The organism is Pseudooceanicola sp. HF7, assembly GCF_011806405.1.
Classification (GTDB): Bacteria; Pseudomonadota; Alphaproteobacteria; order Rhodobacterales; family Rhodobacteraceae; genus Pseudooceanicola.
The window spans coordinates 53588-78491 of record NZ_JAATOW010000007.1; the positions used below are offsets into that span (position 1 = coordinate 53588).

Annotated in this window: 25 protein-coding genes; 18 read left to right on the top strand and 7 right to left on the bottom strand. The window is 66.6% G+C overall.

Going from position 1 to position 24904, the window contains the following annotated elements:
• The first annotated feature begins 42 nt into the window (after nt 1–42).
• Nucleotides 43–801 carry a carboxylesterase gene (locus HCZ97_RS05760; protein ID WP_167687729.1) on the top strand — a complete coding sequence of 253 codons (759 nt, stop codon included), beginning with the start codon at nt 43–45 and terminating at the stop codon, nt 799–801.
• 46 nt (nt 802–847) lie between these two features.
• Here the strand turns inward: HCZ97_RS05760 and HCZ97_RS05765 are convergent, their stop codons facing one another.
• From HCZ97_RS05765 to fsa, 4 genes are all read right to left on the bottom strand, one after another.
• Complete coding sequence (locus HCZ97_RS05765) at nt 848–1555, bottom strand: CDP-alcohol phosphatidyltransferase family protein (protein ID WP_167687821.1); 708 nt, start codon at nt 1553–1555, stop codon at nt 848–850.
• 102 nt (nt 1556–1657) lie between these two features.
• A complete protein-coding gene (locus HCZ97_RS05770; protein WP_167687730.1) occupies nt 1658–2590 on the bottom strand; it encodes a tyrosine recombinase XerC in 933 nt (310 codons plus the stop codon).
• Nucleotides 2587–3297, bottom strand: coding sequence for a DUF484 family protein (locus tag HCZ97_RS05775; RefSeq protein WP_167687731.1), 711 nt, complete (start codon nt 3295–3297; stop codon nt 2587–2589). Before HCZ97_RS05775 ends, HCZ97_RS05770 begins: the two co-directional genes overlap by 4 nt.
• Nucleotides 3298–3527: 230 nt before the next feature.
• On the bottom strand, nt 3528–4181 hold the full coding sequence (gene fsa / locus HCZ97_RS05780; RefSeq protein WP_167687732.1) for a fructose-6-phosphate aldolase: 654 nt from the start codon (nt 4179–4181) through the stop codon (nt 3528–3530).
• A 129-nt stretch (nt 4182–4310) separates the two neighbouring features.
• On the opposite strand from fsa, the gene HCZ97_RS05785 reads away from it, so the two are divergent.
• Nucleotides 4311–6509: a primosomal protein N' gene (locus HCZ97_RS05785; protein ID WP_175581646.1), complete on the top strand. Its 2199-nt coding sequence runs from the start codon at nt 4311–4313 to the stop codon at nt 6507–6509.
• 57 nt (nt 6510–6566) lie between these two features.
• On the opposite strand, the gene HCZ97_RS05790 is transcribed toward HCZ97_RS05785, so the two are convergent.
• Nucleotides 6567–6863, bottom strand: a complete 297-nt coding sequence (locus tag HCZ97_RS05790; RefSeq protein WP_167687733.1) for a hypothetical protein — start codon at nt 6861–6863, stop codon at nt 6567–6569.
• A 300-nt stretch (nt 6864–7163) separates the two neighbouring features.
• On the opposite strand from HCZ97_RS05790, the gene HCZ97_RS05795 reads away from it, so the two are divergent.
• Nucleotides 7164–8159 (top strand): META domain-containing protein, encoded by a 996-nt coding sequence (locus HCZ97_RS05795; RefSeq protein ID WP_167687734.1) that lies wholly within the window; start codon nt 7164–7166, stop codon nt 8157–8159.
• A gap of 29 nt (nt 8160–8188) precedes the next feature.
• Here HCZ97_RS05795 and HCZ97_RS05800 read toward each other — a convergent pair whose 3' ends face one another.
• Nucleotides 8189–9403 carry an MFS transporter gene (locus HCZ97_RS05800; RefSeq protein WP_167687735.1) on the bottom strand — a complete coding sequence of 405 codons (1215 nt, stop codon included), beginning with the start codon at nt 9401–9403 and terminating at the stop codon, nt 8189–8191.
• A gap of 263 nt (nt 9404–9666) precedes the next feature.
• On the opposite strand from HCZ97_RS05800, the gene HCZ97_RS05805 reads away from it, so the two are divergent.
• Nucleotides 9667–10923 carry an MFS transporter gene (locus tag HCZ97_RS05805; protein WP_167687736.1) on the top strand — a complete coding sequence of 419 codons (1257 nt, stop codon included), beginning with the start codon at nt 9667–9669 and terminating at the stop codon, nt 10921–10923.
• Between the two features lie 99 nt (nt 10924–11022).
• Entirely contained in the window at nt 11023–11895 is an 873-nt protein-coding gene (locus tag HCZ97_RS05810) for a 50S ribosomal protein L11 methyltransferase (RefSeq protein WP_167687737.1), read from the top strand.
• Between the two features lie 167 nt (nt 11896–12062).
• Here the strand turns inward: HCZ97_RS05810 and HCZ97_RS05815 are convergent, their stop codons facing one another.
• The gene (locus HCZ97_RS05815; RefSeq protein WP_167687738.1) at nt 12063–12257 is read right to left on the bottom strand and encodes a DUF1127 domain-containing protein; all 195 of its coding nucleotides are present in this window, start codon (nt 12255–12257) and stop codon (nt 12063–12065) included.
• 347 nt (nt 12258–12604) lie between these two features.
• Between HCZ97_RS05815 and ruvC the strand changes: the two genes are divergently transcribed.
• The 13 genes from ruvC (at nt 12605) to ftsH (ending at nt 24822) form a co-directional block, all read left to right on the top strand.
• A complete protein-coding gene (gene ruvC / locus HCZ97_RS05820) occupies nt 12605–13114 on the top strand; it encodes a crossover junction endodeoxyribonuclease RuvC (protein WP_167687739.1) in 510 nt (169 codons plus the stop codon).
• Entirely contained in the window at nt 13111–13782 is a 672-nt protein-coding gene (gene ruvA / locus HCZ97_RS05825) for a Holliday junction branch migration protein RuvA (RefSeq protein ID WP_167687740.1), read from the top strand. The genes ruvC and ruvA overlap by 4 nt, the downstream gene beginning before the upstream one ends.
• 120 nt (nt 13783–13902) lie before the next feature.
• Entirely contained in the window at nt 13903–14940 is a 1038-nt protein-coding gene (ruvB, locus tag HCZ97_RS05830; protein WP_167687741.1) for a Holliday junction branch migration DNA helicase RuvB, read from the top strand.
• Between the two features lie 73 nt (nt 14941–15013).
• Nucleotides 15014–15661, top strand: coding sequence for a hypothetical protein (locus HCZ97_RS05835; protein WP_167687742.1), 648 nt, complete (start codon nt 15014–15016; stop codon nt 15659–15661).
• Between the two features lie 60 nt (nt 15662–15721).
• Nucleotides 15722–16111 carry a tol-pal system-associated acyl-CoA thioesterase gene (gene ybgC, locus HCZ97_RS05840; protein WP_167687823.1) on the top strand — a complete coding sequence of 130 codons (390 nt, stop codon included), beginning with the start codon at nt 15722–15724 and terminating at the stop codon, nt 16109–16111.
• 138 nt (nt 16112–16249) lie between these two features.
• Nucleotides 16250–16945, top strand: a complete 696-nt coding sequence (gene tolQ / locus HCZ97_RS05845; RefSeq protein WP_167687743.1) for a protein TolQ — start codon at nt 16250–16252, stop codon at nt 16943–16945.
• 1 nt (nt 16946) lies between these two features.
• Nucleotides 16947–17456, top strand: coding sequence for a protein TolR (tolR, locus tag HCZ97_RS05850; RefSeq protein WP_167687744.1), 510 nt, complete (start codon nt 16947–16949; stop codon nt 17454–17456).
• A 7-nt stretch (nt 17457–17463) separates the two neighbouring features.
• On the top strand, nt 17464–18702 hold the full coding sequence (locus HCZ97_RS05855) for a cell envelope biogenesis protein TolA (protein ID WP_167687745.1): 1239 nt from the start codon (nt 17464–17466) through the stop codon (nt 18700–18702).
• Nucleotides 18702–20054: a Tol-Pal system beta propeller repeat protein TolB gene (tolB, locus tag HCZ97_RS05860; RefSeq protein ID WP_167687746.1), complete on the top strand. Its 1353-nt coding sequence runs from the start codon at nt 18702–18704 to the stop codon at nt 20052–20054. Before HCZ97_RS05855 ends, tolB begins: the two co-directional genes overlap by 1 nt.
• Before the next feature lie 80 nt (nt 20055–20134).
• Entirely contained in the window at nt 20135–20680 is a 546-nt protein-coding gene (gene pal, locus HCZ97_RS05865) for a peptidoglycan-associated lipoprotein Pal (protein WP_167687747.1), read from the top strand.
• Nucleotides 20681–20699: 19 nt separating this feature from the next.
• Nucleotides 20700–21575: a tol-pal system protein YbgF gene (gene ybgF / locus HCZ97_RS05870; RefSeq protein WP_167687748.1), complete on the top strand. Its 876-nt coding sequence runs from the start codon at nt 20700–20702 to the stop codon at nt 21573–21575.
• On the top strand, nt 21572–22825 hold the full coding sequence (tilS, locus tag HCZ97_RS05875) for a tRNA lysidine(34) synthetase TilS (RefSeq protein ID WP_167687749.1): 1254 nt from the start codon (nt 21572–21574) through the stop codon (nt 22823–22825). The genes ybgF and tilS overlap by 4 nt, the downstream gene beginning before the upstream one ends.
• Before the next feature lie 80 nt (nt 22826–22905).
• Entirely contained in the window at nt 22906–24822 is a 1917-nt protein-coding gene (gene ftsH / locus HCZ97_RS05880) for an ATP-dependent zinc metalloprotease FtsH (RefSeq protein ID WP_167687750.1), read from the top strand.
• Nucleotides 24823–24904 lie beyond the last annotated feature (82 nt).

A 24904-nucleotide genomic window follows, 5' to 3' on the forward strand; every position in this document is an offset into this window, starting at 1 on the left:
GTGCAACGCATGATTGGGACCAGACGCCGGGGGACGCCGCAGATGACAGGACCACAGACGATCACCACGCCGCAGGGCCGCACACTTGCCTACCACCGGACCGAAGGGACAGGGGACGGCCGCCCCGGCGTGGTCTTCCTTGGCGGGTTCAAATCGGACATGGGCGGCACGAAGGCGGTCTTCCTGGAAGACTGGTGCAAGGCCCAGGGCCTGTCCTTCCTGCGCTTTGACTACTCCGGGCACGGCGAAAGCTCCGGCGCCTTCGTGGACGGCTGCATCGGCGACTGGGCAGAGGACGCAGAGGCCGCGATCACCGAGCTGACAGAGGGGCCGCAGATCCTGGTGGGCTCTTCCATGGGCGGCTGGATTTCCCTGCTGATGACCCGGCACCTGCCGGAAAAGGTCGCCGGCCTGGTGACCATCGCCGCCGCGCCCGATTTCACCGAAGACAGCATGTGGGCGGGTTTCGACAAGGCCCAGCGTCTGGCGCTGGAAATGGTGGACCAGGTCTCTCTGCCGTCAGACTACGGAGAGCCCTACATCATCACCAAGCGCCTGATCGAGGATGGCCGCGATCACCTGGTCCTGCGCGACCCTGTGTTGCTGCCCTTCCCGGTGCGGATGCTGCATGGCACGGCCGATGCGGATGTGGAGATGTCCGTCGCCCTGCGCCTGCTGGATAAATCCCGGGGCGAGGATATCCGCCTGACCTTCGTCAAGGACGCCGATCACCGGTTCTCCACCCCAGACTGCCTGGACATGGTGGGCGCGGCCATCACCGAGGTGCTCTCCCGGCTCTAGGGCCGGGCAGGGCCCCCGCGAAGGGGCCCTCGCGCTACGGCTCCCGTCAGGCCGTGCGCGCTTCGGCGCGTTGGGGGATGACCTGCTGGGCGATGCCCACGAAGAGCAGGTAGAAGCTGACCACGATCAGCAGGCTTTCAACCCAGTCGGCCATGGAGAAATTCGTCAGCGTCGCGTAAAGCGCCAGTGCCACCCAGAGCATCGCCAGCGGCAGCGACAGCTTGCGCCAGCGCCGCGTGCGCACCGGGTGGATGAACTTCAGCGGCAGGAACATGGCGACGGTCAGCAGGATGATGACACCCACCATGATCGGCCAGGGCGGCTCCACCGCGAAGAAGACCAGCACCACCATGTTCCAGCACCCCGGAAAGCCAGAGAAGCTGTTGTCCGAGGTCTTCATGCGCGTATCGGCGAAATAGACCGAAGAGGCGAAGGCGATCAGCAGCACGCCGAACCACCCCGTCCATCCCGGCAGCAACCCGGATTGGTAGAGCGCGAACGCGGGGATGAAGACATAGGTCAGGTAATCGATGATCAGGTCCAGCAGCACGCCGTCGATCTGGTTGGCGTATTTCTTGACCTCGAAGCGCCGGGCCAGCGGCCCATCCACCCCGTCGACGGCAAAGGCCACCACCAGCCAGAGGTACATGACCTCCCAGGATTCATTCGCGGCGGCAATGATCGCCAGCATGGAAAAGATGGCGCCGGTGGCCGTCAGGAGGTGGACCGAGAAGGCCTGGATTTGTTGTCTGATCATCCGCCGGATTTACGCACAGCGCCGGGGGGCGCGCAAGGGCTCCGACCGCGGCGTTGCAAACCGGCCACCGGGTTTGGCCCCGCGGGCCAGCCCCTCGGGTCAGCCCCTCGGGTGGGCCTTGCGGTAAACCTCCATCAGCCGGGTGGAATCCACGGCGGTGTAGGTCTGGGTCGTGGACAGGCTGGCATGGCCCAGCAACTCCTGGATGGCGCGCAGGTCTCCGCCGGCGTTCAGCAGGTGGGTGGCAAAGGAATGGCGCAGCGCATGGGGCGTGGCCGAAGAGGGCAGGCCCATCTGCGCGCGCGCCGTCGCCATGGCTTGCTGGATCACGCGCGGGGAGAGCGCGCCGCCCCGGATGCCGCGAAAGATCGGTACACCCCTTTCCATCGGGTAGGGGCAAAGCGCCAGGTATTGCTCCACCGCGACCCGGGCCGGGGCGATCACCGGCACCAGGCGTTCCTTGTTGCCCTTGCCGGTGATGCGGATCATCTCCGCCAGGGGAAGGTCCTCTCCCTTGAGCGACAGCGCCTCCGAGATCCGCAGCCCGCAACCGTAAAGCAGGGTCACCACCGCCACGTCGCGGGCAGAGACCCATTGCCGGCCGTCCTGCTCGCCCACCTGCTTCAGGATCTGGGCGGCATCGGCCTCGGCCAGGGGGCGGGGCAGCTTGCGCTGGTACTTGGGCGTGCGCGCCAGCAGGACGGCGGTGGGATCGAACCCCTCGCGGTCTGCCAGCCAGCGGTAGAAGCTTTTCACCGCCGAAAGCTTGCGCGCCAGGGACCGGGCCGCCACGCCGCTGGCCCGCATATGGGCCATCCAGCTGCGCATGTCGGTGGTATTGACCCGCGCCAGCCGGGCGATGCCCTGGGTCTCGCCCTCGTGCAGGGCCATGAAGGCCAGGAAATCCACGAGGTCGCCGCGATAGGCATCGACCGTCTTGTCGGACCAGTCGTTCAGCGCGCTCTGCCCGCTCAGCCAGCTTTGCAGCGCATCCCGCGCGGCGGGGGAAATCGCCAGCTCCGCGGCGCTCATGTCAGGAAACGGCGCATGCTCCGTTCGACCACGCCGCCGAAGAAGCCCAGCAGCTCCGTGCCCTGGGACGGAGAGAATTGTTCCGGATCGACAGAGCCCAGCACCAGCAGGCCGGGCAGGCGCCCGGTGCCGAAGTCCAGCCGCAAGCAGGCTTCCGAGCGCATCTCATGGGCGCGGAACCCGTAGATCCGGTCCGGGGAGTCGTTGAGGTGGCGCAGCACCACAGAGCGTTCGGCGGAACTGCGCGGGCCTTCCACGTAATCGGCCACGAAGCCGGGCTTCACGATCTTCAGCGCAGAGCCGAGGCGGCGGATGTTGGGATCTTCCTCCTCGTGGCGCACGGTTTCCAGCACCAGCTTGATGAAATCGATGTCCAGGATCTCCAGCACGTCCTTTTCCAGCACGCCCAGGAATTCCGCGAAGCTTTCGGTTTCCAGCAGGCGCAGGATGGCGCGGTGGATCAGGTTGGTGCCCGCGACGTTTTCATAGGCGGCGGCGATGACGGTGCGATGGGCGTCTTCCAGCCGGTCCAGCCGGGCCTCCAGGCGCTCCATGGCGATCCCGCGCAGATCGACGACGTTATTGCCCACCGCGCGGTCATTGGCGGCCATCAGGGCGCCCATCAGGTCCCGGTCATCCAGGATGGTTTCGGGACGGCTCAGGATTTGGCTCCGCAGGCGCGGGTCCAGGTCTGGATTGCTGCTCATGTCTGCCTCTTCGTGCTTTTCCCGCAGTTTAGCAGAGTTTGTTCATGTGCGGCGGGAAAATTTCGGATGGCCGCGCTGGGGGTGTCACTTTTCCGCCACCCGAAGGCAGCGCACCGGCCAGCGGGCGCCGATGCGCGCGCCGTCCGGGCGGCCCTATCAAAAGACCAGCCAGCGCGAACGCAAAAGGCCGGGGTCTCCCCCGGCCTTTCCAGATGTCTTTCTGCGATCGCTTACAGGATCTTGATGCCCGCGCTCTCGATATCGGCCAGGAAGGTGGCCAGGCCCTTGTCGGTCAGCGGGTGGTTGGCCAGCGCCTTGATCACCGCCGGCGGGGCGGTCATCACGTCCGCGCCGATGCGCGCGCAGTCCAGCACGTGGTTGGGCGTGCGGATGGAGGCGGCCAGGATCTCGGTGTCATAGCCGTAGTTGTCGTAGATCGTGCGGATGTCCTCGATCAGCTCCAGCCCGTCCAGGTGGATATCGTCCAGCCGGCCGATGAAGGGGCTGATGAAGGTCGCGCCCGCCTTGGCTGCCAGCAGCGCCTGGTTGCCAGAGAAGCAGAGCGTCACGTTGACCATCGCGCCGCCGTCGGACAGCTCCTTGCAGGCCTTCAGACCGTCGAAGGTCAGCGGCACCTTGACGGCGATGTTGTCCGCGATCTCCAGCAGCTTCTTGCCTTCCTTGACCATCGTCTCCGCATCGGTCGCGGTCACTTCGGCAGAGACCGGGCCGTCGACCAGGTCGCAGATCTCCTTGGTGACTTCCAGGATGTCACGGCCGGATTTCTTGATCAGGGAGGGGTTGGTGGTCACGCCGTCGACCATGCCAAGCGCGTTCAGCTCGGAAATGGCCTCGATATCGGCGGTATCAACGAAGAATTTCATGGGCAGCCTCGCTTGCGCTGGATTTCAGGGTTGGAAGTTCCTTGCCCGGGATTTACCTCATAGTCCGTGGTTCCGAAACCCCATTCCGTTAACGCAATCAGACCGGATCCTTCCCCATTGTCCCCAGCCATGGCCGATATTCCCCCCTGGTTCGCAGAAGGCGAACTGGTCGCGGTGCTGACAACGCAGCCGCTTGACCGCACGCTGGATTACCGCGCGCCCGAAGGCGGCGTGGCGCTGGGGGCCTTCGTGCAGGTGCCGCTGGGCCCGCGCCAGGTGATCGGCGTGGTCTGGGGCACCGGGCAGGGCGGCTTCGACCTGAAGAAGGCCCGCGCCATCACCCGCGTGCTCGACGTGGCCCCGATGCAGGAAGAGATGCAGGACTTCATCGTCCGGGCCGCCGATTACACGCTGACGCCGCTGCCCGCGATGCTGCGGCTGGCCACCCGCGCGCCGGGGCTGTCGGATCCGCCTTCCATGCGCAAAGTCTATCGCCTGGGCGATGCCACGCCGGACCGGCTGACCGATGCCCGCACCCGCGTCCTTGCCGTGCTTGAGGATTTCGGCGGCGCGGCCTTCACGCTCAAGGAACTGGCCGATGCGGCCGGGGTCTCTTCCTCCGTGGTCAAGGGGCTGGCGGCGCAGGATGCCGTGCGCGAAGAGGAAGCGCCCCGCGACACGCCCTATCCGCGCCTTGATCCGGGGCTGCCCGGCAAGCCGCTGACCGAAAGCCAGGCCAGCGCGGCCGAAAGCCTGCGCGCTGGCATCGCCTCTGGCCGCTACGGCACCACGCTGCTGCGGGGCGTCACCGGGTCCGGCAAGACCGAAGTCTACCTTGAGGCCGTCGCGGCCTGCCTGGCGCAGGGCCGCCAGGCGCTGGTCCTTCTGCCTGAGATCGCGCTCTCCGCCGAATTCCTCTCCCGGGTGGAGCGCCGCTTTGGCGCGCGCCCCGCGGAATGGCACTCCGGCGTGACCATGACCGAACGCCGCCGCGCCTGGAAGATGGTCGGGCAGGGCGGCGCGCAGCTGGTGGTGGGCGCGCGCTCTGCGCTGTTCCTGCCGTTTCAGGACCTCGGCCTGATCGTCGTGGATGAAGAACACGACAGCTCCTACAAGCAGGAAGACGGCGTGCTCTACAACGCGCGTGACATGGCGGTGCTGCGCGCCTCTCTGGCGCAGGCGCAGGTGGTGCTGGCCTCTGCCACGCCCAGCCTGGAAACCTGGGTGAACGCCAAGGCCGGCAAATACGCCCGCATCGACATGACCGACCGCTTCGGCGATGCCATCCTGCCCGACATGCGCGCCATCGACATGCGGGACGAGGATCTGCCCCACGGGCGCTGGATCTCTCCCACGCTGAAGCAGGCGGTCCATGCGCGGATGGAGGCCGGCGAACAGGCGCTTCTGTTCCTCAACCGGCGCGGCTTTGCCCCGCTGACGCTCTGCCGGGCCTGCGGGCACCAGCTGGAATGCACCCATTGCTCGGCCCGGCTGGTCGAACATCGCTTCCTCAAGCGCCTGATGTGCCACCAGTGCGGAGAGGAATACCCAATCCCGGATACCTGCCCCTCCTGCGAGGTAGAGGGCAAGCTGGCCGCCATCGGCCCCGGTGTCGAACGGCTGACGGAAGAGGCGATGGAGGTCTTTCCAGAGGCCCGCATCGCCACGCTGTCCTCGGACCTCTTCAGCTCTGCCCGGGCGCTGAAACAGGCGGTGGAAACCATCGCTACCGGCGGCGCCGATATCATCGTGGGCACGCAGCTGGTGGCCAAGGGGCACAATTTCCCGCTGTTGACGCTGGTGGGGGTGATCGATGCGGACCTCGGCCTGCATGGCTCTGACATGCGGGCGGCCGAACGCACCTTCCAGCTGATGCGGCAGGTCTCCGGGCGGGCCGGGCGGGCCGACCGCCCCGGGCAGGCGCTGTTGCAGACCTTCCAGCCCGATCACCCGGTGATCCGCGCGATCCTGTCCGGGGAGGAAGAATCCTTCTGGAACGCCGAAGCCCAGGCCAGGGAAGCCGCCGGGATGCCCCCCTTCGGGCGCATGGCCGGGATCGTGCTGTCCTCGGAGAAAGAGGCAGATGCCTTTGCCGTCGGTGCGGCGCTGGCGCGCAACAACGCGCCGCTCTTGCGGGCGGGGGCGATGGTCTATGGCCCCGCCGCCGCGCCGATTGCCCGGGTGCGCGGCTGGCACCGGGTCCGAATGCTGGTCAAGGCGCCCAAGGGCGTGGCCCTGCAACGGGCGCTGAGCGAATGGATCGACGGGGTGCGCCTGCCGCGCAACTTCCGCCTTTCCGTCGATATCGACCCGCAAAGCTTCTACTAGCGCAGGTGTCTGCCAGGGCAGGCCGTCCGGGCCAGGGTGGGGACGGCCCGCACCGGTTCAGATATAGGCGTCGTCGGTCACCGGCGTGATCTGCCCCACCGTGCCATTGTCATAGGCGATGCAGCGCCAGGGCGTGGCCTGGTTGCCGACCGACAGCAGGACCGCCGAGCCGTTCAGGATCAGGTCCGATCCGGTCACCTCGACCTCTGACGTGCCGGTTCGCGCCTTGACGGCGTTCAGGCAGATCTGCTCCGGCGGCATGGTGGGCGATAGGCTCACCACGGTCGGTTCCTCGCATCCGCTCAGCAAGAAGGCCGCGGCGATGCCGCCCGCCAAGGTAAGTGTCACACGCATGATAATCCCTTCCGGTTTCTGGATCCGGCCCGGGTCCCGGCCCTTGCGGGCGCGTCCTTTCGGTGCCGGATTGGCGCTAAGGCCGGCCACGTTAAGGGGGCCGCTCACCCGATCTTAGCAAGAATTCCCAGCGATGGCAGCGTTTTGGCAGACCCCGGCCAGGATCCCCGCGCCCCTGCCGCCTGCGCAGGCAAACCGGCGCCCGGGCTATCCACGCAATCTGGACGCTGGCGGCCCGCGCCCTATGGTTGCCTTCGCCGCATCCCGCGCGCCTGATGACCCGAAGCAAAGGTTCCCCGCATGACAGCCCGCTCCCGCCCGGGATCCCTTCTTCTGCTCTGCCTGCTCATGGCCCTGCCCAGGGCCGCCACCGCCGGAGAGTGGCGCGTGCTCTCGGTCAATGGCGTCGCGCTTGAAAACGGCCCCGTGCTGAAGATCGCCGCCGATGGCACCACCCAGGGCACCCTTGACTGCAACACCTTCAGCGGCCGCCTTTTCGGCGATTCAGAGGCGCTGAGCATCCCGGTCCCGATGATCCGCGCGCTGAAACGCTGCTCTGGCACCCCGGAGGCTTTGGACCCCGCCGCCGGCCTCGCGGATGTGCTGCAAGGCAGCCTCGACTTCACCCATGATCCGCTTGCCGGGGTGCTGACACTCACCGGGCCTGCGCAGGCGTCGGGGGACAGGGCCGAGGCCACCCTGACCCTGCTCAGCGCAGGAGAGGCCCCCGATCCCCTGCAACGCGCCATCCGCAGCCGGGCGCTGAAATCGGCGCCCCATGTGCAGGTCCGGGACAGCGCCGGCGCGCTCAACATCCGCGATGCGCCCTCGGCGCGCGATTCCGCGGTCGTCGCGCGCGCCTCCAGCGGCCAGATCCTCACCAGCCGGGGCTGCATCGCCGGAGAACGCCGCGACTGGTGCCTTGTCCGCTTTGCGCAGGACCCCGCGCTGGGCGGCTTCGCGGCTGCCGACTTCCTGGAGCCGGCCCCGGCCCGCGCGCGCGCCCTTGCCGAGCTCTTCGATGAGACGGGCCAGATTGCCTGCACCCCCGAAGGCGACCAGCCAGCCGGCCAGACCTGCGATATCGGCATCGCGCGGGACCCGGACGGGACCGGCGCGGTCACGCTCTTCACCCCCGATGGGGAGCCGCTGCACCTTGATCTCTTTGCCGGGGCGCTCAGCCCGGCGGAACCCGACAGCGGGATCCAGATCGATCCCGGCCCCGAGTCCTTGAACATCAGCGCAGGCGGCATGGGCTATACCCTGCCGTTGCAAAGCCTCACGCCCGCCGACTGACGCGGCGCGCCCCCTCCGGGGGACGGCCCCTATCCATCCTGTGCCACGGCCCGCCGCGCGCCCATGTCGCGCGCCAGCACCGGGGACAGGAGCGCCACCAGCACGGCAAAGCCGCCCAGCAGCGCAAAGGCCAGCCGAAGCGAGCCCAGCTCAGAGATCTGTCCGATCACCGGCGGGCCCAGCAGCATCGCGCCATAGCCCAGGGTCGACACGGCCGCGATCGCCTGCCCGGGCGGCACATGCGGATCAGAGGCCGCCCGGCTGAAGGCCAGCGGGATCAGCGCCGCATAGCCCGCGCCCATCAGCACGAAGCCGATGAAGCTGCTCGTGGCCGTGGCCGGGCCGGTCACCAGCAGGATGCCAAGCGCGGCCGTCAGCGCGCTGACCCGCGCCACGGCGACAGGGCCGGCGCGCGTGATGGCCCCGTCGACCACCAGCCGGACAGACACCATGGAGATCGAGAACAGCGCGTAGCCAAGCGCTGCGCGGGCCTCCTCCAGCCCGACGACATCGCGCAGGTAGACCGCGCTCCAATCGGCCATGGCGCCTTCGCCCAGGCCCGATGACAGGGCGATCAGCCCCACCAGGATCAGCGCCCCGCGCGGCAGGGCCAGCACCGGCTGGCGCCTGCGCCGGGCACTCTGCGGCTTGGCGGTCTCTGCACCGGGTTTGACCTCGGGCGCGGTCACGGCGCTGGCAGAGGGGCCGATGAAGGGCCAGGCCAGCCCCAGCCAGACCACCGCGATCACCGCGAAATGCACAGCCACGGACAGGCCCAGGGCGCTGGCCACATAGCCGCCCGCCGCCCCGGCCCCCGCGCCAAAGCTCCACATCGCGTGGATGGAGGACATGGCAGACCGCCCCAGGCGTTTCTCCACGTCAGAGGCCCAGGCGTTCATGGTCACATCCATCGCCCCGTGGCTGGCCCCGAAAAGCATCAGCACAAGGCCCAGCATCCAGACCGAAGGCGCCAGCCCGATGGCCACCAGCGTCACCGCATAGGCCAGCGCACACCAGCGCGTCACCCGCGCCGCGCCCAGCCGGTCGGCCAGACCCCCGGCCTGCGTGAAAGAGGCCAGAGCGCCCAGCCCTATCAGAAGGAACAGCAGGCCCAGCTGGCCATTGTCCAGCCCGTGGCGGGCCATGACCGCCGGAATGCGGGCCGCCCAGGAGCCGATGAAAACCCCGTTCAGGGCAAAGGCGGCCGCAACGCAGCGCCAGGGCGTCAGGAAGGATGCCGTCATGTCTGGCTCCGCTTTGGTGTTTCGGTCCTGGGGTGCAGGTCAGCCCCGCGGTCGTGTCCGGAGGTCCGGCGCAGGGGGCGGCCCCGGGCGCTGCGCTTCCTGCGTGACAGGTCCGGCAGGCCGGGGGCGTCCCACTTGCGCGCTTTAGCGTCTTGGGACATTGCTAGGCCAGACGGCGAACGATCAAAACATGCGACCCGGTTGTTCATTTTTGCAACAATAAAGGCCTGTGCGGATTTTCGACCGCCCGGTACTGACAGATCATGACCAAGTCCACACCCCTGGCCGCGGCGGCCTCCCAGCCGATCTGGCGCCGTCCCGTGGCGCTGCTGGTGCTGATGGCGGCGGCCATGCCGATCTCCTTTGCGACCTGGTCGGCCCTGCTGAACAACTTCGTCATCGAGGCCGCGCAATTCGACGGCCATGACATCGGCTGGCTGCACACGGTGCGCGAGATCCCCGGCTTCCTGTCCTTCGGCGTGGTCTTCGTGCTGATCTTCGTGCGCGAACAGGCGCTTGCGGTGATCTCTCTCTGCCTGCTGGGGATCGCCACGGCGATGACGGCCTATTTCCCCTCGCTCGGCGGGATCCTGACGATCACCTTCCTGTCTTCCGTGGGGTTTCACTACTACGAGACGGTGAACCAGTCGCTCCAGCTGCAATGGCTGAAAAAGGAAGAGGCCCCCCGCATCCTGGGCAAGCTGCTGGCCGTGGGCTCCTTCGCGACGCTGATCAGCTACGGGCTGATCGTGCTGCTCTGGGATTCCCTCGGGCTGACCTACAACACGGTCTTCATGATCGCCGGTGCGGTGACCACCAGCCTGGCGCTGGCCGCCTGGTTCCTCTTCCCGCATTACGAGGCGCCAAATCCGCAGCGCAAGCACCTGGTGCTGCGCAAGCGCTACTGGCTCTATTACCTGCTGCAATTCATGGCCGGGGCGCGGCGGCAGATCTTCGTGGTCTTCGCCGGTTTCATGATGGTCGAACGCTTCGGCTTCGACGTGCACGAGGTCACCTCGCTCTTCATGATCACCCTGCTGTGCAACATGGTCACCGCGCCGATGATCGGTCGCGCCGTGGGGCGCTTCGGGGAACGCAACGTGCTGATCTTCGAATACACCGGGCTTGTCGTGATCTTCTCCCTCTACGGCGGGATCTACATGTTCGGCTGGGGGCTGGCTCTGGCCGCCACGCTCTACGTGATCGACAACCTGTTCTTCTTCCTTGCCATGGCGCTCAAGACCTACTTTCAGAAGATCGCCGATCCCGGGGATATCGCCCCCACTGCCGCCGTGGCCTTCACGATCAACCATATCGCGGCCGTCTTCCTGCCCGCGGCGCTTGGCTACCTCTGGCTGGTCTCGCCGGGCGGGGTCTTCGTGCTGGCGGCCGGCATGGCCGGTGGCTCCCTTGTGCTGGCGCTGCTGATCCCGCGCCACCCCGTCCCGGGGCATGAGACGATCTTTGCCCGTGGCCTGCCCGCGCCCGCCGATCCCGCGCCGAATTCCCCCGCCGAATAAGCCGCGACACACCCCGCCCGCGCGGCCCCGCCACCCGTCCAGCTTGACCTTGGCGGCACTTGCGACTACGCCGCAGGCTCATTCAGCCCGAGGACAGCCATGCCCACTTTCACCGCCTTTACGACGCTCACGGCCAAGACCGATGCGGAAGCGCTCGGCGAGGCGATGGAAAACCTGATGCCCGAACCCTACGGGATCGGCGTCTTCGAAATGGAAGACGGCTCCGGCCTCTGGGAAGTGGGCGGCTATTTCAACGAAGCGCCCGACGTGGCGGGGCTGGCCCTGCTTTCGGCGATGAACAACGCCAAGCCCTTCGTGATCTCCGAACTGCCCGACACCGACTGGGTCGCCAAGGTCAAGCGCGACCTCTCCCCGGTGCAGGCCGGCCGCTTCTTCGTCTATGGCTCCCATGATGCGGACAAGGTGCCCCAGGGCGCCGTGCCCCTGCTGATCGAGGCCGCGATGGCCTTCGGCACCGGCCACCACGGCACCACGCTGGGCTGCCTGCGCGCGCTGGACCGGCTGGACGAAGAAGGCTTCCGCACCGAAAAGACCGCCGATATCGGCTGCGGCACCGCCGTCCTGGCCATGGGCGCTGCCGCCATCTGGCCCGGCAAGCCCATCGCCAGCGATATCGACCCGGTCGCGGTCGACGTGGCCGTAGCCAACCTGACCGCCAATGGCATGGACGGCTCCGTCCATTGCGTGGAGGCCACCGGCTTTGACCACCCGGACCTGAAGGCCGGCGCGCCCTATGGCCTGATCTTCGCCAATATCCTGATGGGCCCCCTGATCGGCCTGGCCCCCGATATCGCGGCGCACCTGGAACCGGGCGGCTACACGATCCTGTCGGGGCTGCTGAACGAACAGGCCCCCTCGGTGCTCGAGGCCTACCAGGCCGAAGGCTTCACCCTGCATTTCTCTGAGCAGATCCGCGAATGGACCACGCTCACCCTGAAGAAATCCGGCTGAGCTGATTATCCCCGCTTGATCCCCTGCCGGGCGCTCCGGGCAGGGGCCTTCCGGCGCCTTGAACCTTCACCCCGAAACCTGACACCCGGACATGAAAAAACCGCCCCGGAATATCCGGAACGGTTCTTCCTGTTTCCCCATGAGCGACCCTTGGGCCGCGAGACGCCTTAGCGGCGTGCGACGGAGTCGATATCCCCGCGGACGAGGCCGATGTCGTTCAGTTCACGGTCGGTCAGGCGGGACAGCGCCTTGCGGGTCAGGCGGGCATCGTTCCAGTCGGCAACCGCGGCGATCAGGCGGTACACGGCGCTGGCGGTGGAGATGTAGAGGGCGGAGGGGGCGTTGGTGTTCGAAACGGTCATCGGAATATCCTTTCAGGGGAGTCAGGCGGCCGGAGCCAGCATGTTCTGGAAGGGCAGGTAGAGTTTTTATTTTGCCCAAACAAGCAGCAAAACTGCATGGGATGCATGCTCAAAACGCATGGCTTGGGGAAATATTCACCAAATCTTCAAAAACCCGAAAAAACCCTTTGTTTGCATGTCGGAAACGGGTCGCGAATCGCCTGCCAGCGACATCTTCTGGGGCCTTTCCGACACGCGCTGCCGGATTTCGACGATTTTCAAAGGGCTTGGTAAATGTTCCCCTTTCGTGCTATCCCCGGAAAAACCCCTCCTAGAAGGGGAAATCTGGCGAAAAGGGCAGGGCGACCATGCGCATTTTGGGCATCGACCCCGGATTGCAGAACCTGGGATGGGGTGTGATTCGTGTTGAGGGCAGCAAGATCACCCACCTGGGCAACGGAATCTGCCATGGCACGGGCGATGGGCTTCCCGCCCGGCTTCTGGCCCTGCATGATCAGCTGACAGAGGTGGTGGAACGGTTTCAGCCCGAAGCGGCGGCCGTGGAACATGTCTTCGTCAACCGCGACGGGGCCGGCACGCTGAAGCTGGGGCAGGCCCGTGGCATTGCCCTGCTGGTGCCCGCGCGCTACGGGCTGGAGGTGGGCGAATACGCCCCCAACAAGATCAAGAAGACCGTGGTCGGCGTCGGCCATGCGGACAAGACGCAGATCCAGCACATGGTGAAGCTGCAATTGCCCGGCGTGAAACTGGCCGGGCCGGATGCGGCGGATGCGCTGGCCGTGGCGCTCTGTCATGCCCATTACATGGCGTCGTCCTTCGCCGCCTCGGTCTCTAGAGCGGTGGAGAAACAGGGATGATCGGAAAGATATCCGGGATCGTCGATTACAAGGCGCTGGATCACGTGCTGATCGACGTGCGCGGCATTGGCTATATCGTCCATTGTTCGGACCGGGTGCTGGCGGGGATGCCTGGCCCGGGCCAGCCGGTGGCGCTTTATACCGACATGCTGGTGCGCGAGGATCTGCAACAGCTCTTCGGCTTCCCCACGCTGGTGGAAAAGGAATGGCACCGCCTGCTGACCTCTGTCCAGGGCGTGGGGGCCAAGGCTTCTCTGGCGATCCTGGGCGCGCTTGGACCTGACGGCGTGTCCCGTGCCATCGCGCTTGGCGACTGGAACGCGGTCAAGGCGGCCAAGGGCGTCGGCCCCAAGATCGCGCAGCGCGTGGTGAGCGAGCTCAAGGACAAGGCGCCCACCGTCATGGCCATGGGCAGCGGTCCCACCGCGCTGGCCGATGCGGTGGTCGAACCCGATACCACCGTGGCCCGGCCCGCGCCCAAGCCCGCTGCCTCCTCCGCGCCGGCCACCAACAACGCCCAGGGGGATGCGCTTTCCGCGCTCACCAACCTTGGCTACCAACCAGGAGAGGCCGCCTCTGCCGTGGCGACCGCCCTGGGGGAGCAACCCGATCTTGACACCTCTGCGCTCATCCGCACCGCCCTGCGCCTTCTTGCCCCCAAGGATTAGGCAGGCGAAGGTTAACACCGGCTACCGCAGCGTGCGGAGCGCACCGACGTAATACCGACGTGATACCGACGCGAAACAGACGTCGGACAGACGTGGATTTCAGGCCCCGAAAGGCCCCCGATGACAGAGCCCGATCCGACCCTCCGTGCCAGCCCTTTGCCCGAAGATGCCGCCGCCGATACGCGCGCCCTGCGGCCCCAGGGGCTGGGCGAATTCATTGGCCAGGCAGAGGCGCGCGCGAACCTGTCGGTCTTCATCCAGTCCGCCCGCCAGCGGGGCGAGGCGATGGACCACACGCTGTTCCACGGCCCCCCGGGCCTGGGCAAGACGACCCTGGCCCAGATCATGGCGCGCGAGCTTGGCGTGAACTTCCGCATGACCTCCGGCCCGGTGCTGGCCAAGGCCGGGGACCTCGCCGCGATCCTGACCAACCTGGAAGCGCGGGACGTTCTTTTTATCGATGAAATCCATAGACTTAACCCCGTCGTGGAAGAGGTGCTCTACCCCGCGATGGAGGATTTCGAGCTGGATCTCGTGATCGGCGAAGGCCCCGCCGCGCGCACTGTGCGGATCGAATTGCAGCCCTTCACCCTGGTCGGGGCCACGACCCGGCTGGGCCTGCTGACCACGCCCCTGCGCGACCGGTTCGGCATCCCGACGCGGCTGCAGTTCTACACGGTCGAGGAACTGCATGAGATCGTCACCCGCAACGCCCGCCTGCTGGGCGCGCCCGCCGATGACGAGGGCGCGCGTGAAATCGCCCGCCGGGCCCGCGGCACGCCCCGGATCGCCGGCCGCCTGCTGCGCCGCGTCGTCGACTTCGCCGTGGTCGAAGGCGATGGCACGATCACCCGCGAACTGGCCGATTCCAGCCTGACCCGCCTCGGCGTCGACCACCTGGGCCTGGACGGGGCGGACCGGCGATATTTGCAAATGATCGGAGAGGGTTACCAGGGCGGCCCCGTCGGGATCGAGACGCTCTCGGCGGCGCTTTCGGAAAGCCGGGACGCGCTTGAAGAGGTGATCGAACCCTTCCTTCTGCAGCAAAGCCTGATCCAGCGGACCCCGCGCGGACGGATGCTGACGGCCCGCTCCTGGAAGCACCTGGGCCTCACGCCGCCCCGCGCCCCCGGCACCGCCGACCTGTTCGAGGATTAGCCTTCCGCCGCCTTTCGCCTTGCGCTCCGGGCCCCTTGCTGAGAAGCAATTGCCCCACGAAAAGGAGAGAGCCATGGCCGGATTCGCCCCCGACGCCGATCAGATCGCCGCGCTTTTCACGGATGCATCCGGTCAGTTCCGCTTTGCCCGCTGGTCCCGGCCCATCGTGCCGGTGATCTTCGGAGCGGCCGAGGAAAGCCTGCCGCCCCTCAAGGGCGCGATAGAGACCGTGGTCATGGCCTCCGGTCACAAGATGTCCGACAGCGATGCCGATCTGGGCGCCAACCTCATGATCTTCTTCCTGCGCGACTGGCAGGAGTTGGCAGAGGTTCAGAACATGGACCAGCTGGTGCCCGACCTGGACAACCTGCTGCCCCGCCTGCAGGCGGCCGATGCCGATCAGTACCGGTTTTTCCGTTTTGAATCAGATAACTCCATCCGCGCGGGCTTTGTCTTTCTGCGCATGACAGGGGGGCTTGCGAAGATGTCCGCGGCGGACCTGGGGCTGGAACAGACGCTGAAATCCATGCTGCTCTGGTCGCCCGGGGCCTTTGCCGAAAGCTCCGCCCTGGCGCGGGATGCCGAAAGCGGGCAGGGGCTTCTGCGCCCGGACCTGGCCGCGCTGGTCAACGCGGCCTACGATCCGGTCCTGCCCAGCTACAGCGAAGATCCCAGCCTGGCGTTGCGCCTCGCGGCCCGTGCGGCGCGCTTTTACAACTAGGCTTGCCGCGCGCCCCTTCGGGTGCTTCAGTAACCTGGTACAAGAGGATCCCGGATGCCCATCACCCACCGCCTTTCGCTGCGTGTCTATTACGAGGATACCGACCTTTCCGGTATCGTCTATTACGCCAACTACCTGAAATTCATCGAAAGAGGCCGCACCGAATGGGTCCGGGACCTGGACATAGACCAAGTCCTTCTGAAGGCAGAGGAGGGGGTCGTCTTTGCCGTGCGCCGGCTTGAGGCGGATTACCTGGCCCCCGCCCGCTTCGACGATGAGCTGACGGTAGAGACCACGCCCGAATCCGTCTCTGGCGCGCGTATCAACCTCAGGCAGGACGTGCTGCGCGCGGGCGAGCTTCTCTTCAGCGCCCAGGTCACCCTCGTGGCCCTGTCAGAGACCGGTCATCCGGTGCGTCTTCCGGCGAAGATCCGCCTGAAGTTGCACTAGCGCCGGATGAACTGAGGTCACACCCCCGTGTAAGACGGGCAGTTTTACGCCAATTCATTGGCGTTTCGCATCCCACTGCTATATTTTGCCAGGCAATCAGGTCGCACAAGAGACGGCCGAAACGGCAAGAGCAGGCATATGGATCCAACAACCCTCGCAGCGGCGCAGGAGCTCGACTTCTCGATGCTCGGCCTCGTGGCACGCGCCACCCCAACCGTGAAGCTCGTCATGCTCCTTCTGGTGCTGTCGTCCTTCTGGAGCTGGTCGATCATCATCCAGAAGTTCGTCACCTACCGCCGCGCGCGGGCAGAGGCGGCGCGTTTCGATCGCGCCTTCTGGTCAGGTGAGCCGCTGGATGAGCTTTTCGATGAGATCGGGCCGGACCCCTCGGGCCGCTCGCAGCGCGTCTTTGCCGCCGGCATGACCGAATGGCGCCGCTCCCACCGTATGGATGGCCAGATGATCGCTGGCGCGCAGGCGCGGATCGACCGCTCCATGGACGTGGCCGTGGCGAAAGAGGCAGAGAGCCTTCAGTCCGGCCTGCCGGTGCTGGCCACCGTCGGGTCCACCGCGCCTTTCGTGGGGCTGTTCGGTACCGTCTGGGGCATCATGCACGCCTTCGTCGGCATTGCCGAAAGCCAGAACACCAACCTGGCCGTCGTCGCCCCCGGCATCGCAGAGGCCCTTCTGGCCACCGCGCTTGGCCTGCTGGCCGCCATCCCGGCAGTGATCTTCTACAACAAGTTCTCCACCGATGCGGACCGGATCGTGGGCGGCTACGAAGCCTTCGCAGACGAATTCTCCACCATCCTGAACCGCCAGCTGGAGAGCTGAGATGGGTGCTTCCCTCCAGTCTTCCGGAAAGAGCTCGGGTCGCAGGGGGCGCCGCCATGGCGGGCGCGCCCGGCCCATGGCAGAGATCAACGTCACGCCCTTCGTCGACGTGATGCTGGTGCTGCTGATCATCTTCATGGTCGCCGCGCCGCTGATGGTCGTGGGCGTGCCCGTGGAGCTGCCAAAGACCGCTGCCACGTCGCTGCCCTCCGAACAGGAAGAGCCGCTGACCGTCACGGTCACCGCCGATGGTACGATCATGATCCAGACCAGCGAGACGCCGCGCGATGAGCTGGTGTCCAAGTTGCGCGCCGTGGCCTCTGAACGCGCGTCTGACCGGATCTACCTGCGCGCGGACGGGGCCGTGCCTTATGAGCAGGTCGTGCAGGTGATGGGCGCGCTCAACGGGGCGGGCTTTGCCAACATCGGTCTGGTGACGGACACCGGCGGGCCGGACTTCGACGAGGCAGGCGCTGGCGGGGACGCACCGGCTACCGGCGCAGAGAACTAGGAAGAGAATGCACGCGGGTCACGTCATATCCGGCGCAGGCCACCTTGGCCTGATCGGCTGGCTGCTTTTCAGCGGCCTGTTTCAGCCTGCCCCGCAGGAGGTGGAGTTCACGCCTGTCTCCATCATCTCGTCCGAGGAATTTGCGGCCCTGCAGAACCCGCAAGAGGCCCAGCCCGAAGAGCCCGCGCCCCAGGCCCCGGATGCCATGACAGACCTGCCGGAACAGGAAGCCCCCGCGCCTGAGCCAGAACCGGAGCCCACGCCAGAACCGCCGACACAATCCGTGACGCCCCGGCCGCGCCCCGAGCAGCCCCAGCCGGAAGAACCCGTGGCCGATGCCACGCCTCCGGCGCCCGAACCCGTGCCAGAGCCCCCCGCGCCGGAGCCCGCGCCCGAAGAGCAGGCCGCCGTTCCCCCGCAACCCGAGCCCGTTCCGGCCCCCGTCCGCCCGGATGCAGAGCCGACCCCGCAGGATGCCCCTCGCGTCAGCCCGGAGCCCGTGGCACCGCGCGAAGAGGACCTGCCGGTCGATGATGTCGCCCGTGAAGAGGTCGCGCCCTCTGACGAGCCCGCAGAGGTCGTCGAGGAAGAACAGGACGCCGCCGCGCCGGAAGACAGCACCACGCGCATCGTGACAGAGGCAGATGAACCAGCCGCTGCGCCGCCGCCGCGCGCGCCGGAGCAGTCCGTGCGCCCGAAGACCCGCCCGGAACGCCCCGCGCCCCAACCGGAGCCCGAGTCGGAACCTGACACCCAGACCGCTGCCGCGCAGCCCGAGCCGGAACCCGAACCGGCGCCCGAACCCGAGGCCACCCCGGAGCCGGAGCCTGCTCCGGAGCCGGAGGAGGACAACCAGCAGGACCTGATCGACCAGGCCCTTGCAGAGGCCCTTGGCGGGTCAGGGACCAGTCCCGAGCCCCAGGTGCAGCCCCTGACGGCCGGAGAGATGAACGTGATGCGCCTGTCGGTGGAAGCCTGCTGGAAGGTCGATCCCGGTTCGGCCTCTGCCCAGGTGACGGTCACGCTTGCCTTCTCGATGGATCGCAACGGGCGCGTTCAGCCCAATTCCATCGAAATGGTGGCGTCCGAGGGGGGCGAACCCTCTGCCGCGCGCGCAGCCTTCTTGGATGCGCGCCGCGCCGTGCTAGCTTGTGAGAATGGCGGCTACCCGCTGCCGGCTGAGAAATACGACCAGTGGAAAACGATCGAAATGACGTTCAACCCGGAAAACATGCGGAACCTGTGATGATTTCATCGAAACGGCCCAGATCCCTTCTCTCTGCTGCGCTGGCGGCCTTCGCGCTGCTTGGCGCGGCCCTGCCGGGCGCGGCCCTGGCGCAATCCGACGGCCCGCTCCGGATCGAGATCACGGAGGGCGTCATTGAGCCGATGCCCTTCGCCGTCCCCGATTTCGTTGCCGAAACGCCCCAGGCCACGGACATCGCCTTCCGCATCGGGCGGGTGGTGGCCTCTGACCTGAGCGGCACCGGCCTGTTCCGGGAAATCCCCTCCGGTGCGCAAATCGGCAAGGTCAGCTCCTTCACCGCGCCGGTGCAATTCGCCGACTGGAAGGCCGTGAACGCAGAGGCGCTGATCACCGGCGCGGTCAGCGTGCAGGGCAACCAGGTCAACGTGAAGTTCCGCCTGTTCGACGTTTTCGCGGGCCAGGAGATGGGACAGGGGCTGCAGTTCTCCGGCACCACGGAAGGCTGGCGGCGCATGGCCCACAAGGTCGCGGACGAGGTCTATTCCCGCATCACCGGCGAGGGGCCCTATTTCGACAGCCGCGTGGTCTATGTCTCTGAAAGCGGGCCAAAGGACGACCGGCGCAAGCGGCTGGCGATCATGGATTACGACGGCGCGAACGTGCAGTACCTGACCGACAGCACCGCCATCGTGCTCGCCCCGCGCTTTTCGCCCACGGGGGACCGGGTGCTTTACACCAGCTACGAAAGCGGCGTGCCGCGGATCTACGTGCTGGACGTGCGCACCGTTTCTCGGCGGGTGGTCAACACCGGCACCGGCGACATGAGCTTTTCGCCCCGCTTCGGGCCGGATGGCCGCACGGTGGTCTATTCGCTGACCAACGGCAGCAACACGGATATCTACCGCATGGACATCGACAGCGGGCAATCGGTGCAGCTGACCTCTGCCCCCTCGATCGAGACTGCGCCCAGCTTTTCCCCCGATGGCCAGTCCATCGTCTTTGAAAGCGACCGCTCCGGGACTCAGCAGCTTTACATCATGCCGGTCAACGGCGGAGAGGCGCGCCGCATCTCCTTCGGAGAGGGGCGCTATTCCACGCCGGTCTGGTCCCCGCGCGGCGACATGATCGCCTTTACCAAGCAATCCAAGGGCCGCTTCCACATCGGCGTCATGCGCACCGATGGCTCTTCCGAACGCCTGCTCACCGCCTCTTTCCTGGACGAGGGGCCCAGCTGGTCGCCCAATGGACGCGTGATCATGTTCGCGCGTGAAACCCAGGGCGCGACCGGGTCTTCCTCGCTCTATTCCGTGGATGTCACCGGGCGGAACCTGAAGCGGGTGCAAACCGAAGGCGGGGCCAGCGATCCGGCCTGGTCGCCCCTGCAGAAATAAAGCCATGACCACGGGGCATTCCGTGGTTCATTTCCCCGTGCTAAGCTTGCGCAAAGCAATAAACCCTGAGGCAGTTACCCATGATCCATCTGGCAAAAGCCGTTCTTCCCAAGGCCGCTCTTCTCTGTGCCGGGCTCGCGCTCGCCGCGTGTACTGATCCGGACCGTTTCGATTACCTCGACGGGGCCAACGGCGGCGTCGGTGGCGCGGCCGGTGCCAATGGCCCCGTGGTGCCGGGCAGCGCGAATGACCCAAGCTCGCCACTCTATTTCCAGCAGACGGTGGGCGATCGCGTGCTCTTCACCGTTGACCAGTCGACCCTGAACCCGCAGGCCGAACAGGTGCTGCGTGGCCAGGTGGTCTGGCTGACCAACAACCCGGATTTCAACGCGGTGATCGAAGGTCACGCGGATGAACAGGGTACGCGGGAATACAACCTTGCCCTGGGCGCGCGCCGTGCCAACTCCGTCCGGGACTTCCTGGTGGCCAATGGCGTGGCGCCTGGCCGGGTGCGCACCGTCTCCTACGGCAAGGAACGCCCGCTGGCGATCTGCTCCGATGAATCCTGCTACGCCCAGAACCGCCGCGCCGTGACGGTGCTGGCTGCCGGCGGCGCCGGCGTCTGAGACAGGGAGTAACCGGGTCATGCGCCGCATCCTGATCGCCCTTACTTGCTCCGTGGCTCTGCCATGGGGCGCGGCGCTGGCCCAGGACCAGCAAGAGACGCTGGCGGATATCCGTCAGCAGCTCACCATGCTGCACGTCGAGATCCAGACCCTGAACCGCGAGCTTTCGACCACCGGCACCACGGGATCCGTGGCGGCCGGGTCGGCACCGCTTGACCGGATCAACGCCATCGAGGGCGAGCTGAGCCGCCTGATCGGCAAGACCGAAGAGCTGGAACACCGCATCGACAGCATCGTGGCCGATGGCACGCGGCGCATCGGGGACCTGGAATACCGGCTGGTAGAGCTGGAAGGCGGTGATGTCTCCAAGCTGGGAGAGACCTCGACGCTGGGCGGCACAGCGGCCAGCGGTACCACCGGGACGGCCACCGCACCCGCAACGGGGCAGGGCGGCACCGCGCAGCCCGCCGATCCCCAGCAGGGCGATGCCCAGCCGGCCAATCCGCAACTGGCTCAAGGAGAGGCCGCGGATTACCGCGCGGCCCGTGCGCTTCTGGACCAGGGCGATTACGCCGAAGCCCTTGAAGGGTTTACCGCCTTCGCCGCCAATTACCCCGGCAGCCCGCTGAGCGCTGACGCGGCGCTTGGCCGGGCGCAGGCGCTTGAAGGGCAGGGAGAGACCGACGCCGCCGCCAAGGCCTACCTGGATACCTTCACCCTGGCCCCGCGCGGCGATACCGCGCCAGAGGCTCTTTACGGGCTGGGCACACAGCTTTCCGGGCTGGGCGAGACGGCCGCGGCCTGTCGCACCTTCATCGCTGTGTCGGACCGTTTCCCCGGTACCTCCTTTGCCGCGCAGGCGTCGACGGCGGCTGGCGAAGCAGGGTGCTCGTGAACGAAACAGGCGCGGTGCTGCGTGAAGTGGTTGCCGGGCATTTTCTGCCCGGCCCCCCGCAGAAGATCGGCCTGGCCGTCTCTGGTGGGGGCGATTCCCTGGCGCTGATGCACCTCATGGCGGAGATTGCCGCGAAGGAAGCTATTAGCCTGCACGTGGTCACCGTGGATCACGGGTTGCGCCCCGCCGCCCGCGCAGAGGCCGAAGAGGTGGCGCGCCAGGCGGCGAACCTGGGGGTGCCTCACGACATCCTGACCTGGACCGACTGGGACGGAGAGGGCAATCTGCAGGACCAGGCCCGCCGCGCGCGCTACGCGCTGATGTGCAACTGGGCCGAGGCCAAGGGCATCACCCAGATCGCCCTGGGCCATACCGCCGATGACCAGGCAGAGACCTTCCTGATGCGCCTGTCCCGCTCCGCCGGGGTCGACGGGCTGTCCGGCATGTCCGCGCGGCGGCGCATGGGGGCCGTGACCTTCGTGCGCCCGCTTCTGGACACGCATCGCGATTGCCTGCGCCACTACCTGCGCGCGCGCGGCGTCAAATGGATCGAGGATCCGTCAAACGAGGATGAGCGCTTTGACCGTGTCCGCGCGCGACAGGTTCTCAAGGCGCTCGAACCACTGGGAATTTCCGCCCAGGGCATCAGCGAGACGACGAAGAACCTGGCCTCCGTGCGCTCCACCCTGGCCTGGTACAGCTTTTGCGAAGCCCAGAAGATCGTCGAGTTCGATCATGGCGATATCCTCTTTTCCCGCGCCGGCTTCCGCGTGCTCCAGCCCGAGATCGCCCGCCGCTTGCTGATCCAGGCGCTTCTCTGGGTCTCAGGGGCGGACTACCCGCCGCGCCGCCGCGCCATGGCCATGGCGCTTGAGGCCGTGCGGTCGGGCACCGGCATGACCCTGCATGGCTGCGCGATCACCCTTGATGCCTCGCGCATCCGGGTCGCCCGGGAAGCCGAGGCCGTGGCCGGACATTGCGTGACCTCGGGGCAGCCCTGGGATGGTCGCTGGCAGCTTGTCGGCCCCGTTCTGGAAGGGGCAGAGGTGCGCGCGCTTGGCAAGGCGGGGCTGGCGCAATGCCCCGATTGGCGCGCCAAAGGCCTGCCACACAGGTCTTTGGCAGGCTACCCTTCCCTCTGGCAGGGTGATACACTTGTCAGCGCACCTCATGCGGGTGTTGGTAAAGGCTGGTCTGCGAAACTGCTCCGGGATGGGGACGCGTTCTTCTCTGCGCTGCTTGCACATTGAATACGCGTCAATGAAACTTATTTTATCCCCGACGGCCTTATGATAGGCGCAAGATCACAAGTTTCGATGGGAGAGCTCACGTGGGCACCGCAAAAAACCTCGCTTTCTGGGCCGTGCTGCTGCTGCTGATCGTGGCGCTGTTCAACCTGTTCAGCGGGTCCGGCAACACGCTGCAAAGCACCAGCCGTCCTTATTCCACCTTCGTATCCGAGGTGAACGACGGCTTCGTGACCTCTGTCACGCTGGATGGCGAGAAAGTCCTGTACCGCGGGTCGGACGGGAAAGACTACGTAGCGATCAAGCCGGAAGACGCAGAAGTCACCAACCTGCTTATCGATCACGATATTCCGGTTTCCGCCAAGAGCCAGGAAGAGAGCGGCTTCCAGGCCTTCATCATCTCTCTCCTGCCGATCCTGCTGCTGATCGGTGTCTGGATCTACTTCATGAACCGGATGCAGGGCGGCGGCAAAGGCGGGGCCATGGGCTTTGGCAAGTCCAAGGCCAAGATGCTGACCGAAAAGCACGGACGCGTGACCTTTGACGATGTCGCCGGGATCGACGAAGCCAAGGAAGACCTTGAGGAAATCGTCGAATTCCTGCGCAACCCCCAGAAATTCTCGCGGCTTGGCGGCAAGATCCCCAAGGGCGCGCTTCTGGTCGGCCCTCCGGGCACCGGTAAGACGCTTCTGGCCCGTGCCGTTGCAGGCGAGGCCGGTGTGCCCTTCTTCACCATCTCCGGCTCCGACTTCGTCGAGATGTTCGTGGGTGTCGGTGCCTCCCGTGTGCGCGACATGTTCGAACAGGCCAAGAAGAACGCCCCCTGCATTGTCTTCATCGATGAGATCGACGCGGTCGGTCGCCATCGTGGCGCCGGCTACGGCGGTGGCAACGACGAGCGCGAACAGACCCTCAACCAGCTGCTGGTGGAGATGGACGGCTTTGAAGCCAACGAAGGTGTCATCATCGTCGCGGCCACCAACCGCCGTGACGTCCTGGACCCCGCGCTGCTGCGTCCCGGTCGTTTCGACCGCCAGGTGACCGTGCCCAACCCCGATGTGAAGGGCCGTGAGAAGATCCTGGGCGTCCATGCGCGCAAGACCCCGCTCGGCCCCGACGTCGACCTGCGCATCATCGCGCGCGGCTCGCCCGGCTTCTCCGGTGCTGACCTGGCGAACCTGGTGAACGAGGCCGCGCTGATGGCCGCCCGTGTCGGCCGCCGCTTCGTCACCATGATCGATTTCGAGAACGCCAAGGACAAGATCATGATGGGGGCCGAACGGCGCTCCATGGTGATGACCCCGGCGCAGAAGGAAATGACCGCCTACCACGAAGCGGGCCATGCCATCGTCGGCATGTCGCTGCCCAAGTGCGACCCGGTCTACAAGGCCACCATCATTCCCCGTGGCCAGGCCCTTGGGATGGTGATGTCCCTGCCGGAAATGGACCAGCTCAACTACTTCAAGGACGAGCTGGAACAGAAGATCACCATGACCATGGCGGGCAAGGCGGCTGAGATCATCAAGTACGGCGAAGGCACCGTGTCCAACGGTCCTTCCGGTGACATCATGCAGGCCTCCAACCTGGCCCGTGCGATGGTGATGCGGTGGGGCATGTCCGACCGCGTCGGCAACATCGACTACCAGGAGGCGGCCGAAGCCTTCCGTGGTGGCGGTGCCGGTGGGTTCTCGATCTCGGCTCACACGAAGGAGCTGATCGAGGAAGAGGTGAAGCGCATCATCGATGACGGCTACGCCCATGCCTACAAGATCCTGACCGATCGCCACGATGATTGGGAACGCCTGGCGCAGGGCCTGCTGGAATACGAGACCCTGACCGGCGCAGAGATCGAGCGGGTGATCCGGGGCGAGCCGCCGCAGTCCGAACCGGACGAGGACGACAAGCCCGATGCGGGTTCTGCCCCCTCGGTCGCGGCGATCCCCAAGACCAAGCCGCGCAACAAGCCCGAAGGCGGGATGGAGCCCGAGCCCTCCGCCTGATCCCGGCAAAGATCCAGAAGTCACAGAAACCGGAGCCCCCAGCGGCTCCGGTTTTTCTTTGCGGCTGGGCCTCTTGCGCGCT